The 12,996-nt window shown below is 73.2% G+C and carries 10 protein-coding genes and 1 pseudogene; 5 read left to right on the forward strand and 6 right to left on the reverse strand.

Features of this window, described 5'->3' with window-relative positions; all coding sequences use genetic code 11:
- On the reverse strand, positions 1-1,242 hold the full coding sequence (locus ACIO9J_RS16045) for an acyl-CoA dehydrogenase family protein (RefSeq protein ID WP_401998792.1): 1,242 nt from the start codon (positions 1,240-1,242) through the stop codon (positions 1-3).
- A gap of 7 nt (positions 1,243-1,249) precedes the next feature.
- Positions 1,250-1,744 (reverse strand): SCP2 sterol-binding domain-containing protein, encoded by a 495-nt coding sequence (locus ACIO9J_RS16050; RefSeq protein WP_401998795.1) that lies wholly within the window; start codon positions 1,742-1,744, stop codon positions 1,250-1,252.
- Positions 1,745-1,813: 69 nt separating this feature from the next.
- On the opposite strand from ACIO9J_RS16050, the gene ACIO9J_RS16055 reads away from it, so the two are divergent.
- Positions 1,814-2,488 carry a TetR/AcrR family transcriptional regulator gene (locus tag ACIO9J_RS16055; RefSeq protein WP_401998798.1) on the forward strand — a complete coding sequence of 225 codons (675 nt, stop codon included), beginning with the start codon at positions 1,814-1,816 and terminating at the stop codon, positions 2,486-2,488.
- A 137-nt stretch (positions 2,489-2,625) separates the two neighbouring features.
- Entirely contained in the window at positions 2,626-4,548 is a 1,923-nt protein-coding gene (locus ACIO9J_RS16060; RefSeq protein WP_401998801.1) for an AMP-dependent synthetase/ligase, read from the forward strand.
- Between the two features lie 182 nt (positions 4,549-4,730).
- On the opposite strand, the gene ACIO9J_RS16065 is transcribed toward ACIO9J_RS16060, so the two are convergent.
- Complete coding sequence (locus ACIO9J_RS16065) at positions 4,731-6,164, reverse strand: hypothetical protein (RefSeq protein WP_401998804.1); 1,434 nt, start codon at positions 6,162-6,164, stop codon at positions 4,731-4,733.
- A 114-nt stretch (positions 6,165-6,278) separates the two neighbouring features.
- On the opposite strand from ACIO9J_RS16065, the gene ACIO9J_RS16070 reads away from it, so the two are divergent.
- On the forward strand, positions 6,279-7,553 hold the full coding sequence (locus ACIO9J_RS16070) for a molybdopterin-dependent oxidoreductase (protein ID WP_401998807.1): 1,275 nt from the start codon (positions 6,279-6,281) through the stop codon (positions 7,551-7,553).
- A 391-nt stretch (positions 7,554-7,944) separates the two neighbouring features.
- Here the strand turns inward: ACIO9J_RS16070 and ACIO9J_RS16075 are convergent, their stop codons facing one another.
- The 3 genes from ACIO9J_RS16075 to ACIO9J_RS16085 are packed head-to-tail and all read right to left on the reverse strand — an operon-like array spanning position 7,945 to position 10,366.
- Positions 7,945-8,925, reverse strand: coding sequence for a class I SAM-dependent methyltransferase (locus ACIO9J_RS16075; protein WP_401998810.1), 981 nt, complete (start codon positions 8,923-8,925; stop codon positions 7,945-7,947).
- Positions 8,922-9,593 carry a DUF2064 domain-containing protein gene (locus tag ACIO9J_RS16080; protein WP_401998813.1) on the reverse strand — a complete coding sequence of 224 codons (672 nt, stop codon included), beginning with the start codon at positions 9,591-9,593 and terminating at the stop codon, positions 8,922-8,924. The genes ACIO9J_RS16075 and ACIO9J_RS16080 overlap by 4 nt, the downstream gene beginning before the upstream one ends.
- Positions 9,590-10,366, reverse strand: coding sequence for a glycosyltransferase family 2 protein (locus ACIO9J_RS16085; RefSeq protein ID WP_401998815.1), 777 nt, complete (start codon positions 10,364-10,366; stop codon positions 9,590-9,592). Before ACIO9J_RS16085 ends, ACIO9J_RS16080 begins: the two co-directional genes overlap by 4 nt.
- A 462-nt stretch (positions 10,367-10,828) precedes the next feature.
- Here ACIO9J_RS16085 and ACIO9J_RS16090 point away from each other — a divergent pair.
- Together ACIO9J_RS16090 and ACIO9J_RS16095 are read left to right on the forward strand one after the other, a co-directional pair.
- Positions 10,829-11,494, forward strand: a pseudogene (locus ACIO9J_RS16090) (response regulator transcription factor); the annotation flags it as partial.
- 320 nt (positions 11,495-11,814) lie between these two features.
- Positions 11,815-12,927, forward strand: coding sequence for a sensor histidine kinase (locus tag ACIO9J_RS16095; RefSeq protein WP_401998818.1), 1,113 nt, complete (start codon positions 11,815-11,817; stop codon positions 12,925-12,927).
- The last annotated feature ends 69 nt before the right edge of the window (positions 12,928-12,996 follow it).

A 12,996-nucleotide genomic window follows, 5' to 3' on the forward strand; every position in this document is an offset into this window, starting at 1 on the left:
TCAGCGGATCTGCCGCCCGGATATCGCCCGCGCGATCACCAGGCGCTGGATCTCGCTGGTCCCCTCGAAGATCGTGTAGATCTTCGCGTCCCGGTACATCCGCTCCACCGGGTGCTCCCTGCTGTACCCGGCGCCGCCGAGGATCTGGACGGCCTTCTCGCTTGCCGCGACCGCCAGTTCACCGGCGCGCAGCTTGGCCATCGAGCCCTGTCCCGCGTCGAAGGACTTGTCGTTCCTCGCCATCCAGGACGCCTGCCAGATCAGCAGCCTGACCGCCTCGATCTCGGTGCGCAGATCGGCGAGGGCGAAGGCGATCGACTGGTTCTCGACGATGGGGCGGCCGAAGGCGACGCGGCCGTCCGCGTACTCCAGGGCGTACTCGTAGGCGGCGCGGGCGATGCCGAGGGCCTGGGCGCCGACCGTGGGCCTGCTCACCTCGAAGGTGGCCATCGCGGCCTGGCTCTTTCCGCCGCCGCGCGCGGTCCTGCCCGCGCCGCCGCCCGCCGCCTCGCGGGCCCGCGCGAGCCGGGCGTCGAGCCGGTCCTTGCCGCCGAGCAGGCAGTGCCCGGGGACGCGTACGCCGGACAGGAAGACGTCCGCCGTGTGGCTGGCCCGCAGCCCCAACTTCTTTATCTTGCGGCCCTGTTCGAGCCCCTCGGTGCCCGGTGGCACGATGAAGGCGGCCTGGCCGCGGGCGCCGAGCGAGGGGTCGACCGACGCCACCACGACGTGCACGTCCGCGATGCCGCCGTTGGTGATCCACGCCTTCTGGCCGTTCAGCACCCATTCGTCGCGCGCCTCGTCGTAGAGGGCGCGGGTCCGCATCGCCGAGACGTCCGAGCCCGCGTCGGGTTCCGAGACGCAGAACGCCGCCACCTTGGGCGTCTCCTCGTCGCCGAAGCACTGCGGCACCCACTCGGCGAGCTGGTCGGGGGTGCCCGCGGAGAAGATCCCGGCGACCGCGAGCGAGGTGCCGAAGAGGGCCATGCCGATGCCCGCGTCGCCCCAGAACAGCTCTTCGTTGGCGATCTGGAGGGAGAGCCCGCTGGGATCGCCGAACAGGTCGGCGAGGGACTCGAATCCGTACAGGCCGATCTTCGCGGCCTCCTGGATGACGGGCCAGGGCGTCTCCTCGCGCTCGTCCCACTCGGCGGCCGCCGGGCGCACCACCGAGGTGGCGAAGCCGTGCACCCAGTCGCGCAGGTCCCGCTGCTCCTCGGTCAGTTCGAGGGAGAAGGCCACGGCGTGCTCACGCCTTCGGGATGTCGAAGTAGCGGGTGAGGCCCGCCGCGAGGGCGACATCGCCGGCGATCTTCACCTTGCGCATCATGAACATCGTGACCGGACTCGCGTTCCCCGATACCAGTTTGAGGAACTCGGCGTCGGCCAGGATCAGGGTGACGCGCGGGTCGGCATCGGAGCGGCCCGCGCGGACGGTGCAGGTGCCGTCGGCGATGTCCGTCTCGTACACCGTCTCTTCGTCCCCGCTGCCGGTGACCTTCCAGCGGATGAGTGCCTTGAGGGAGCCCGCCGTGTCCGGCTTGAACTGCCGCTCCATCCGCGTGAAGACCTCGGCGAGCACCCGGGCGCGCAGCTCGCCGTCCTTGGCGATCTCCGCGATCTCCTTGCCGGAGAGGCCCTTCACGATCTGCGCGAACTCCTCGGGGGTGACGCTCGCGAAGTCGAGTTCGGCGAGGCCCTTGACGCCGCCGAGATCCTCGATGCCGCCGGTCCCGTCCGCCATGGCAATCTCCTGACTCAGAAGTAAACTTACTAGTTAGTAAGGTAGAGCGAACCGAGGAGGCTGACAAGGGTGACCGGCAGGCGGCGCGTCCCGCGGCAGGAGCGCGAACAGCAGATCATCGATGTGGCGGTCCAGGTATTCGCCAAGCGTGGCTATCACGCGGCGTCGGTGGACGAGATCGCCGAACTCGCGGGAATCTCCAAGCCGATGGTGTACCTCTATCTCGATTCCAAGGAGGGCCTCTTCCTCGCCTGTCTGCGCCGCGAGGCGGACCGCCTGGTCGCGGCGTTCCAGGGCGCGGCCGCGTCGGGCGGCGCGGCGCCCGAACTCCGCCTGCACGCCGCCCTCCTGGCATTCTTCGCCTTCGTCGCCGAGCACCGCGACAGCTGGGTGGTGCTGCACCGCCAGGCGTCCGAGCTCAGCGAGGCCATCGCGGCCGCCGTCGCCGAGGCGCGCCGCGCGGTGATGGCCGAGGTGGCGGGCCTGGTCATGGCCGGTATCTCGGAGAGCGAAGGCGGCTCCCAACTGGGCGACGAGGACGCCGACTTCGTCGCCCACGCGCTGGTCGGCGCGGCGGACTCGCTGACCGACTGGATGGCGAACCACCCGGATCAGTCACCCGAAGGTGTGACGCTGCGACTGATGAACATGGTGTGGGTGGGGATGGGGCGGGTTCTTGAGGGGGAGGTCTGGGGTCCGGCACAGGAGGTGGCGGCTCGGGGGCGGGGTAAGGGGCGCGGTTGAGAGGACCTGGGTCCGCGCCGAGGATTTCGCCGTCGGGCCCATTGAATTTTCCTTACGTGTCGGTAAGTTGACCCATGAGTAAGTACGCGCGCCGATCGCCTGCACATCAGCTGGGAACGGGAAGCCGGGGAGCCGTCATGGGCGTACGCAAGGATCTGAAGAGGGCACGGCGGCACAGCGGTCTCGCCGGGCGCGCCGAGACCGAGCTCGTCAGGGACGAACACGGCACCGTGCGCGAGGCGCGCACCGCCCCGCTCGTGCCGCGCGCCACCACGGGCAGCACCGCCGACATCCCCTTCACCAATGCCACCGAAGCACCCGACGCCGTGGTGCTTCGCCGCAAGGAGGGCGGGCAGTGGCGGCCGGTCACCGCCACTGCCTTCGCCCGGGAGGTCACCGACACCGCGAAGGGGCTGATCGCGGCGGGGCTCGAACCGGGCGGCCGGGTCGCGCTGATGTCCCGTACCCGCTACGAGTGGGCCGTCCTCGACTTCGCCGTCTGGGCGGCGGGCGGCCAGAGCGTCCCCATCTACGCGACGTCGTCCGCCGAGCAGATCGAGTGGATCGTCAGGGACTCCGGCACCAGCATCCTGATCGCCGAGACGGCCGAGAACGCCGCGACGGTCCAGGAGGCCCTGCGCGACCACGCCGAGCCGCCGAGCGTGCGGCACATCGACGGCGGCGCCATGGCCGAACTGGCGGCGCTGGGCGCCGACTTGTCGGACGAAGAGGTCGCCAAACGGCGGGCCGCGCTCACCCCCGACTCCATCGCCACCCTCTGCTACACCTCCGGCACCACCGGCAGGCCCAAGGGCTGCGTCCTCACGCACGGCAATCTGCACGCCGAGGCCGCCAACACCGTCGACCTGCTGCACCCGATCTTCAAGGAGATCACCGGCCAGGTCGCCGCCACCCTGCTCTTCCTGCCGCTCGCCCACATCCTGGGCCGCACCATCCAGATCTCCTGCATGCTCGCCCGCATCGAGCTCGGCCACTGCCCGAGCATCAAGCCCGACGAACTCCGGCCGGAACTGCGCTCGTTCAAGCCCACCTTCGTCATCGGCGTGCCCTACCTCTTCGAGAAGATCCACGAGACCGGGCGGGCCACCGCGGAGAAGATCGGCCGGGGTGCCTCGTTCGACCGCGCGGAGCGGATCGCGGTGCGCTTCGCCGAGGCGTACCTCGACAAGTTCCTCGGCAACGGCCGCCCCGGCCCCTCGCCCGGCCTCCGCCTCGGCTGGGCGCTCTACGAACTCCTCGTCTACCGCCGCATCCGCAAGGAGGTCGGCGGCCGGCTGCGCTACGCGATCAGCGGCGGATCGCCCCTGGACCGCGACCTCAACCTCTTCTTCTACGCCGCGGGAATCATCATCTACGAGGGGTACGGCCTCACCGAGACCACGGCGGCCGCGACCATCATCCCGCCGCTCGCGCCCCGGCCCGGCACGGTCGGGCTGCCCGTCCCCGGCACGGCCGTGCGCATCGCGGACGACGGGGAGGTGCTGATCAAGGGCGGCATCGTCTTCGGCTCGTACTGGAACAACCCGGCGGCGACGGACGCCGTGCTGACCGGCGACTGGTTCGCCACCGGTGACATCGGGGCCCTCGACGACGACGGCTACCTCACCATCACCGGGCGCAAGAAGGACATCCTCGTCACCTCCGGCGGCAAGAACGTCTCGCCCGCCGTACTGGAGGACCGGCTGCGCAGCCGCGCGCCCGTCGGCCAGTGCATCGTCGTCGGCGACAACCGCTCCTACATCGCCGCGCTGATCACCCTGGACCCCGAGGCCGTCGCCCACTGGCTCGCGGTCCGCAAGCGCCCCGCGGACACGCCGCTCGCCGACCTCGCCCGCGACCCGCAGATGCTCGCCGCGGTCCAGAAGGCCGTGGACCACGCCAACGCGGCGGTCTCCAGGGCCGAGTCCATACGGAAATTCGCCTTGGTGGAGGGCGAGTTCACGGAGGACAACGGGCTGCTCACGCCCTCGCTGAAGATCAAACGGCATGCCGTGACGGCGGCGTACGCGCGGGAGATCGAGGCGCTCTACGGCGACTGAGGGGTGTGCTTCGGCGACGGACGGGAGGCGGGGGTTGGTGAGGCCAGTGGCGCCGCTGGCTTCATCGGTTCAACGGCCGGGCGGGCCGGTGAAGTTCCCGATGCGTGCTTCGGAGAGGCCGCGCCGGCGGTGGGCGCTCCTGAGGGTGGCGGTGTGCGTGGCCTCGCAGGCGGCCGCGCTCGTCACCAGCCGGTCAGCAGCAGGTGGTTGAGGAGTAGTGCGACGGTCGCCTGGGCGGCGAGCCACGGGCGGGGGCGGTCGAGGAACGCGCAGGCGGGCAGCAGCCACATCGCGAACGGCAGCCAGATGCGTTCCGTCTCCGCCTTGCTCATTCCGGACAGGTCGGCGACGAGCAGCATGAGCAGGGCGGCGAGCACGAGCAGCGCGAGCCGGGACCGGTCCGTGGCGGGGGCGCCCACGGTGGTCACGGCGCGGCGCAGGCCCGCCGCCGTCGCCAGGCCCACCACGAGCACGGTGCACGCGAGGTTGGCCCAGACCCAGTAGCCGTACGGCCTGATTCCGCCCGCCCCTTGGAAGTAGCGCTCGACGAGCAGGTGGTACGCCTCCCACCAGTCGAAGCCCGCGAGCGTGAAGAGGAGGGGGACGACGGCGAGGCCGACGAGGAGGAAGGGGAGGGCGGGGAGGAGGGGGAGGCTGGTGTGGAGGCGGCGGTTGGGGGTGGCTTTGCTCTCAGTACCGGTACCGGTGGTGCCGGTACCGGTGGTGCTGGTGTCGGCGGCGGCAGCGGCACCGGCGCTCCACACCTTCGCGCTTCCCAGGATCACCACCGCCGCCGCGACGATCGCGAACAGTGTGAGCCCGTACGACAGATAGCAGGTGAGCCCGAAGAGCAGCCCCGAGCCGAGCGCCGCGGTCCGTGGCCTGCGGCCCGTCGCCGCGAGGGCGAGCAGGGCGACGGCCCAGGCGGCGACCGCCGCGAAGTACCCGTCGGCCGACGTGCCCATCCACACCGCGGCGGGCGCGAGGACCAGGAACGGCGCGGCTCGGCGGGCCAGCTCCTCGCCGGCCAGCGCCCGCACCGTCACCAGGACGCCGAGGCAGGCCGTGGCGCCGACGGTGATGCACCAGACCCCGGCCCAGGCGCCGCCGCCCAGACCGATCCGGTCGAGCAGCACGAAGGTGAGGGGCGCGGCGGGCGGGTGGCCCGCGACATGGGCGGGCCAGTGGTCGGGCGAGTCGATCAGGATGTGCCCCGTGAAGCCGCGCAGGGTGCCGGGGATGTCCTGGAAACGGTCGATGACCTGGAGATACTCGTACTTCGTGGTCAGCCGACCCGCGATGCCCCGCTGCCAGCCGTCGATCAGGGCGAGCGACCACGTCCAGGCCGCCGCGGTGCCCCAGGCGGCGGCGAGCAGCGCGCGCCACGGCAGCCGGGCCGCGACGCGCGGCCCGTAGCCGACGACGGCCACGGCGACGGCGAGCGCGGCCGGGGTGCCGGGGCCGATGTGCGGGTCCCAGTGGGCGTACAGCGGGGGCCAGTCGACGTGCAGGGTGCCGTCCGCGTGTTCGATGGCGGTGCCGACGACGACGGCCGTCACGACGAGGAGGGCGGCGGCAAGGGCGGCACCCAGGTCACGCAGAAGATCGCGGTTCACACCGGGAACGCTAGGCGCGAACAGGGCGAACGGGGCCGATCACGCCCCGGACGTCAGAGTTTCGTCATGAGTCGCAGCGCCCTTCGCGGGGTGGTTCCGGCCTAGCGTCGGGGCATGAGCGACCCACGGCTCCCTTCATCGCCCGGCTTCTGGCGCAGTCCCGTGCGCGGCCCCTGGTTCACCTCCGTGCTCGGACTCGTCCTGCTGGTCGGGATCACCGTGCTGTTCGTGACGGGCCTGCTGTCGTACGCCGCGTACAACCCGAACCTCGCACCGGTGAACGACAAGACCCCGGACAAGGGGCTGCTCGGCTTCTACCTGTTCTCCTGGCCGACCGACCCGCCGTGGCTGTACCGGCTGACCCAGGGTGTCCATGTGACGCTCGGGATCACCCTGATCCCCGTACTGCTCGCGAAGCTGTGGTCGGTCGTGCCGAAGCTGTTCGCGCTGCCGCCCGCACGGTCGTTCGCCCATGCGCTGGAGCGGATCACGCTGCTCCTGCTGGTCGGCGGGGCGCTCTTCGAGTTCGTGACCGGCGTCCTGAACGTGCAGCTCGACTACCTCTTCCCCGGCTCGTTCTACCCGCTGCACTTCTACGGGGCGTGGGTCTTCTTCGCCGCGTTCGTCACGCACGCGGTGCTGAGGGTGCCTTTGGCGTTGCGCAATCTGCGGGAGATGCGGAGTCCGGCGGAAGCGGATGTGGGGGCGGGTGCGGGCCCGGGTTCGGGTTCCGGTTCGGATTCGCTCGTCTCGCCGCGGCCCGCCGCGCCCACGGTCTCCCGGCGCGGCGCGCTCGGCGTGGTCGGTGGGGGCTCGCTCCTCCTGTTCGGTACGACGTTCGGGCGCGGCTTCGACGGTCCGCTGCGCCGGACCGCCGTGCTCGCCCCGCACGGCGGGCCCGAACCGGGCGAAGGCCCTGGCGGGTTCCAGATCAACAAGACGGCCGCGTACGCCGGGATCCAGGAGCGCGAGACGCGCGCCGACGCCTGGCGCCTGGTCGTCGTGGGGCGCACGAGGACGGTCCGGCTCAGCCGGGCGGACCTGCTGCAACTCCCGCTCCACAGTGCGGCGTTGCCGATCGCCTGTGTGGAGGGCTGGTCGACGTCCGACCAGTGGTGGCGCGGCGTACGGCTGCGTGATCTCGCGGCGCTCGTCGGCCACGAGGACCCGACGGACGTCCTGGTGGAGTCGCTCCAGCGGCACGGCGCGTTCCGCAGGGCGGCGTTGCGGGCCAACCAGGTCGGCGACGGGCGCTCGTTGCTGGCCCTTGAGGTCAACGGCGCCGACCTGACCCCCGACCACGGCCACCCGGCGCGGATCATCGTGCCCGCCGCGCCCGGTGTGCTCAACACCAAGTGGGTGGCCCGGATGACGTTCGGAGAACTGTGATGGCTCCTCGCCCCGTCGTACGGTCCCCTCGCTCCGTCGTACGGTCCCTCCGCTCCGCCGGGCGGTCCCCTCGCCAAGTCGCTCGGTCCTTGCGCCCGATGCTGGGCAGTCCGCTCCAACTGCTGCTGTTCGCCTGCACGTTCGCCCTCGCCGGATACGCGGGGGTGCGGCTGCTCGCGGGGGACTGGTTCGGGGTGGCCCTGTGGTTCGTGGGGGCGGCACTGCTGCACGATCTCGTGCTGCTGCCCCTGTACGCGGGGCTCGACCGCGTGCTCGTACGGGCGGCGGGCCGGCGTCGGGAGCTCGTCGGGTACGTCCGCGTACCCGCCGTGCTCTCCTGTCTGCTCCTGCTCGTGTGGTTCCCGCTCATCAGCGGTCAGGCGGCGGGGCGTTACGCGTCGGCCACCGGCCTGCCGGGGGACGGCTTCGCGGCGCGCTGGCTGCTGATCACGGCCGTGCTGTTCGGGGGTTCGGCGCTGCTGTTGGTGGGGCGGTCGGTGTGGCCGCCGCGCAGGCCGAAGTCGTGGCGTGCGTGGTGGCCGTCGCGTGCGCGGCGGGTGTCGCGCAGGGCGACGAACGAGCGGCCGCCCGCGCGCCACTGAGCGGCCGCGCGCCAGCCCGCGTGCCCGGCGTGCCGGAGCAGGGCGGGGGTGCCGAGGCGGGCCCAGGGGAAGGGGGTTCCGGCGGTGCCGTGACCGTCGTCCGCGTGACTCTCCTGGGCCTGGGTCTGGGCCTGGGCGTCGGCGTGGCCGTCGGCGGCGTGTACGAGGTGGACGTCGACGCGCTCGTCGATGTCCACCGGCGCCGTCTCGGCGATCAACAGGCCGCCGGGGGTGATGAGTTGAGCCACCCTCGCGAGCAGGGCGTACGGGTCGCCGCCGATGCCGAGATTGCCGTCCATGAGCAGGGCGGTGCCCCAGCGGCCCTCGCCGGGCAGCGGCTCGAAGACGGAGCGGTGCAGCGCCTGACCGCCGAGCCGCACGGTGTGCGCGACGGCGGCCTCGCTGACGTCGATGCCCAGGGCGCGGCCGCCGCGGGCGCCGAGCGCGGCGACGATCCTGCCGGGCCCGCACCCGATGTCGAGCACGGCGCCCTCGCAGCGCGCGAGCACTCCCAGATCGGCCTCGTCGGCCTGCGCGCACCAGCGCTCCACTTCGAGCGGCAGCAGCCAGCCGTCGGCGCGGCGCAGGTAGAGCGGGCCGCGTCCGGTGCGCAGGGCGTCGGCGTAGGGGTCGGCGGACCAGGAGGGCGGGGTGTTGCTCTCCGTGGGCGTGGGCGTGGGCGTGGGTGCGGGTGCTTGTGCCTGGGCCTGGGGCGGGGCCTGCGCCGGTCGCTGTGCGGGGCGGAGGGCGGGCCGGTGCGCGGTGCTCATCGGCCGGTGACCGCCCCGAGCCGGCCGAGCTCGGCCGCGAACCTGCCGTGCGGCGCCACGGCGGCGACCGCTGCGGCGTCGGCCGCGGTGTCCACGTCCCGCAGGCGCGGCAGATCGCGTACGCGCAGTCCGGCGGCGACCAGCCGGGCGCGCTGCACGGCGCCTGTCGTGGGCGTCGACATCGGTACGCCGCGCAGCAGTTCGGGTTCGGGGCGGGCGAGACCGAGCGCCCAGAAGCCGCCGTCTTCGGCGGGCCCGAAACAGGCGTCGCAGGAGCCGCCGTCACCACTTCCGTCCAGACCGTCCAGACCGTCCAGACCGTCCAGGCCGGCGAGGCCCGTCGCGAGCAGCTCCGGTGTCACCTGGGGGGTGTCCATGCCGATGAGCAGGGCCGGTCCCGTACAGCCCGCGAAGGCCGCGGCGAGCCGTTCGTCCAGACCGCCCGTGACCTGCGGTACGACGGTGAAGCCGGGCGGCAGCCAGGGGCCGGGCGTCCCGTCGAGTACCAGCACACGGCGCCGTACCGGAGTCGCCGCCACCGCCCGCAGCGTGTCGACGAGCGAGGCCTCGGCGAGCCGCGCGGCCTCGGCGGGTGTGAAGGGCGGGGTGAGCCGCGTCTTCACGCGTCCGGGCAGCGGTTCCTTGGCGATGACGAGGAGCGTGGTCACGGGGTGTTTCCTCCTGGGGGAGCGGTGAGGGGGCGGCGGGCGGGCCCGTCGTGCGCGGGCGGCTCGGCCAGGACACGGCTCATGTCGCGTACCGCCTGCCAGGTGCCGCGCCAGGTGCCGGTCACCTTCGACGCGCCGGAACGCGGCAGATAGGGCACGTCGTGTTCGGTGACCCGCCAGCCCGCGTCGGCGGCGCGGACGACCATCTGGAGCGGGTAGCCGCTGCGGCGGTCGGTGAGGCCGAGCCCGACGAGCGGCGCGCGGCGTGCGGCGCGCAGCGGGCCGAGGTCGTGCAGGCGCAGCCCGGTGCGGCGCCGCAGCATCCGCGCGAGCGCGAAGTTCCCGGCGCGGGCGTGCGCGGGCCAGGCGCCACGGCCCTGTGGCCTGCGCCGCCCGAGCACCAGGTCGGCGTCGCCGTCCCGGACCTCCCGTACGAAGGGCACGAGGAGGGACGGGTCGAGCGAGGCGTCGCAGTCGCAGAAGCAGACGATGTCGGCGGTGGCGGCGAGCAGCCCGGCGTGGCAGGCCGCGCCGAAGCCGCGGCGGCTCTCCCGGACGACGGTCGCGCCGAGCGCGCGGGCGATCTCGGGCGACCCGTCCGTGGACCCGTTGTCCACGACGAGGGCGCGCCAGCCCGGCGGAACGCGTTCGAGCACCCAGGGGAGGGCGTCGGCCTCGTCGAGGCACGGGAGGACGACGTCCACTTCGGCGGGGCCGGGGGGCGTGGGGGTGGGATCCGCTGGATCCGGTGGAGGGGATGTCACGGCTTTCACCCTACGAGCGCGAAAGGTGCATATCGGACTTCAGATCCTTACGAAACACGGACGTCGGGGCGGGGGCGCCGCTCGGGTACGGCGCGGAGGGCGACGCGGTGGGAGGGTGGCGGCATGGACGGGAAATTGCGGGGCTCGGCGGCGACGGAGGGGGCGGGGACCGGTGTGTCCGCTGCCGCTGCCGCTGCCGCGGGGGCGGGGGGCTTGGGCGCGGGGGATGTGTCCGGCTTGCCCGTGGTGGCTGGAGACGGGTCGGTCTCAGCGATGGAGCCGATGGCGGAGCGGGCGACTCCGCACCCGCAGCCGGTTGCATCGGTCGCCGGCGCGGGGGATGAGTCCGTCGCGCCCGCGCCAGCCGCGCCCGCGTCGGCCGCAACCGCGTCCGCGCCCTCCGCGCACGCCCCCGCGCCGGGCCCCGCCGTCACGCCTCCGCCGGCCCCCACCTCCGGCGCCGCCGAACGGATCCTCGTCGTCGACGACGATCCGACCGTCGCCGAGGTCGTCGCCGGGTATCTCCAGCGGGCCGGGTACGTCGTGGATCGCGCGGCGGACGGCCCCGCCGCGCTCGCGCGGGCCGCCGCGCACCGGCCCGACCTGGTCGTCCTCGACCTCATGCTGCCGGGCATCGATGGACTGGAGGTGTGCCGACGGCTGCGCGAGCGCGGCCCCGTACCGGTCATCATGCTCACCGCGCGCGGCGACGAGGACGACCGCATCCTGGGCCTCGAAGTGGGAGCGGACGACTACGTCACCAAGCCGTTCAGCCCCAGGGAGCTGGTCCTGCGGGTCGGCTCGGTACTGCGCCGCACCCGCCCCGGCGCCCCGGCCCGCCCTCTGGCGGCAGCGGGCCTGACCGCCGACCCGGCGTCCCGCCGCGCGACCAAGGACGGTGCCGAACTGTCCCTCACCCTGCGCGAGTTCGACCTGCTCGCCTTCTTCCTGGCCCACCCCGGTCACGCGTACGGCCGCGAGGACCTGATGCGAGAGGTCTGGGGCTGGGACTTCGGCGACCTGTCGACGGTCACGGTCCACGTCCGCCGCCTACGCGGCAAGATCGAGACGGACCCGGCCCGCCCGCGGTTGATCCAGACGGTGTGGGGGGTGGGGTATCGATTTGACGCGGGGGGTGGGGTGGAGGGGGACACCGGCTCGGCGGGCAGCACTGGTCAGGCGGGCGGCACCGGCGCGGTGGGCCACGTCGAGTCGGCAGGTGGCACTGAGTTGGGGAGCCGCACTGGCCCGGCGGGTGCGGCCGGATCGGCGGGTCGCGCTGGCCCGGTGGGCGGCACCGAATCCTGGAACCGCACCGGCCAAGCAGCCGACGCCGAATCGGCGAGCCGCACCGGCCAAGCGGACCGGCAACCCGCCCCCCGAACCGACGCCACACCACCCCCACCCTCACCTCCGTCCCCCTCCACCCCACCCGCCGCCCCCACCGGAGCCTGACCGTGCGCGACATACTCCTCATCGCCCTGTTCGCCGCCCTCGGCGCGACCGGCGCAGGGCTGCTCGGCGCCGTCGCGCTGCGCCTGCTGCGGCGCCGCTCGCTCACCACGTCGATCGCGGTCGTGGCGTCCGTGGCCGTGGGCGCGATGCTCGCCGGGACGCTGGCCGTGGCCTGGGCGATGTTCCTGTCCTCGCACGACCTGACCGTGGTCACCACGGTCGTCGCGATGGCCGCCGTCGTCTCGCTGGCGACGGCCCTGCTGCTGGGCCGCTGGGTCGTCGCGCGGAGCCGTGAACTCGCCGTCGCCGCACGCTCCTTCGGCGACGGCGGTGACTTCGCCGCCCCCGCCGTACCGGCGACCGCCGAACTGGAGGCCCTCAGCAGGGAACTCGCAACGACCAGCGCCCGACTCGCCGAGTCCAGGGACCGGGAGCGCGCCCTGGAGACCTCCCGGCGCGAACTCGTCGCCTGGATCTCCCACGACCTGCGCACACCGCTCGCGGGCCTGCGCGCGATGTCCGAGGCACTGGAGGACGGCGTCGCCGCCGACCCCGACCGCTACCTGCGCCAGATCCGTACCGAGGTCGAACGACTCAACGGCATGGTGGGCGATCTCTTCGAACTCTCCCGCATCCACGTGGGCGCCCTCGCGCTCTCCCCGTCCCGGATGTCCCTGTACGACCTGGTCGGCGACGCCCTGGCAGGCGCGGACCCGCTGGCCCGCGAACTCGGCGTACGTCTGGTCGGCGACCAGGTCGACCCTGTGCCGGTGGAGGTCGACGGCAAGGAGATGAGCAGGGTCCTCGGCAACCTGCTGGTCAACGCGATCCGCAGGACCCCGGCCGACGGCACGGTCGCGGTGACGGCCGAACGTTCGCCCGAAGGCGTGGTCCTGTCCGTCACGGACGGCTGCGGAGGCATCCCCGAGGAGGACCTCCCGCGCGTCTTCGACACGGGCTGGCGCGGCACACACGCGCGTACACCCCCGGCGGGCGCGGGCCTCGGCCTGGCGATCGTCCGTGGCATCGTCGAGGCGCACAAGGGCCGGGCGGCCGTACGCAACATCCCCGGAGGCTGCCGTTTCGAGGTGACGTTGCCGGCGGTGGAGGGGTAGCGCGGCGGCAGGGGAGATGGGGCGGTGGGGCAAGCGGGGTGGCAGGGGAGTCGGGGTGGCTGGGGAGTC

The sequence above is a fragment of the Streptomyces sp. NPDC087300 genome (genome assembly GCF_044744425.1).
Lineage (GTDB): Bacteria > Actinomycetota > Actinomycetes > Streptomycetales > Streptomycetaceae > Streptomyces.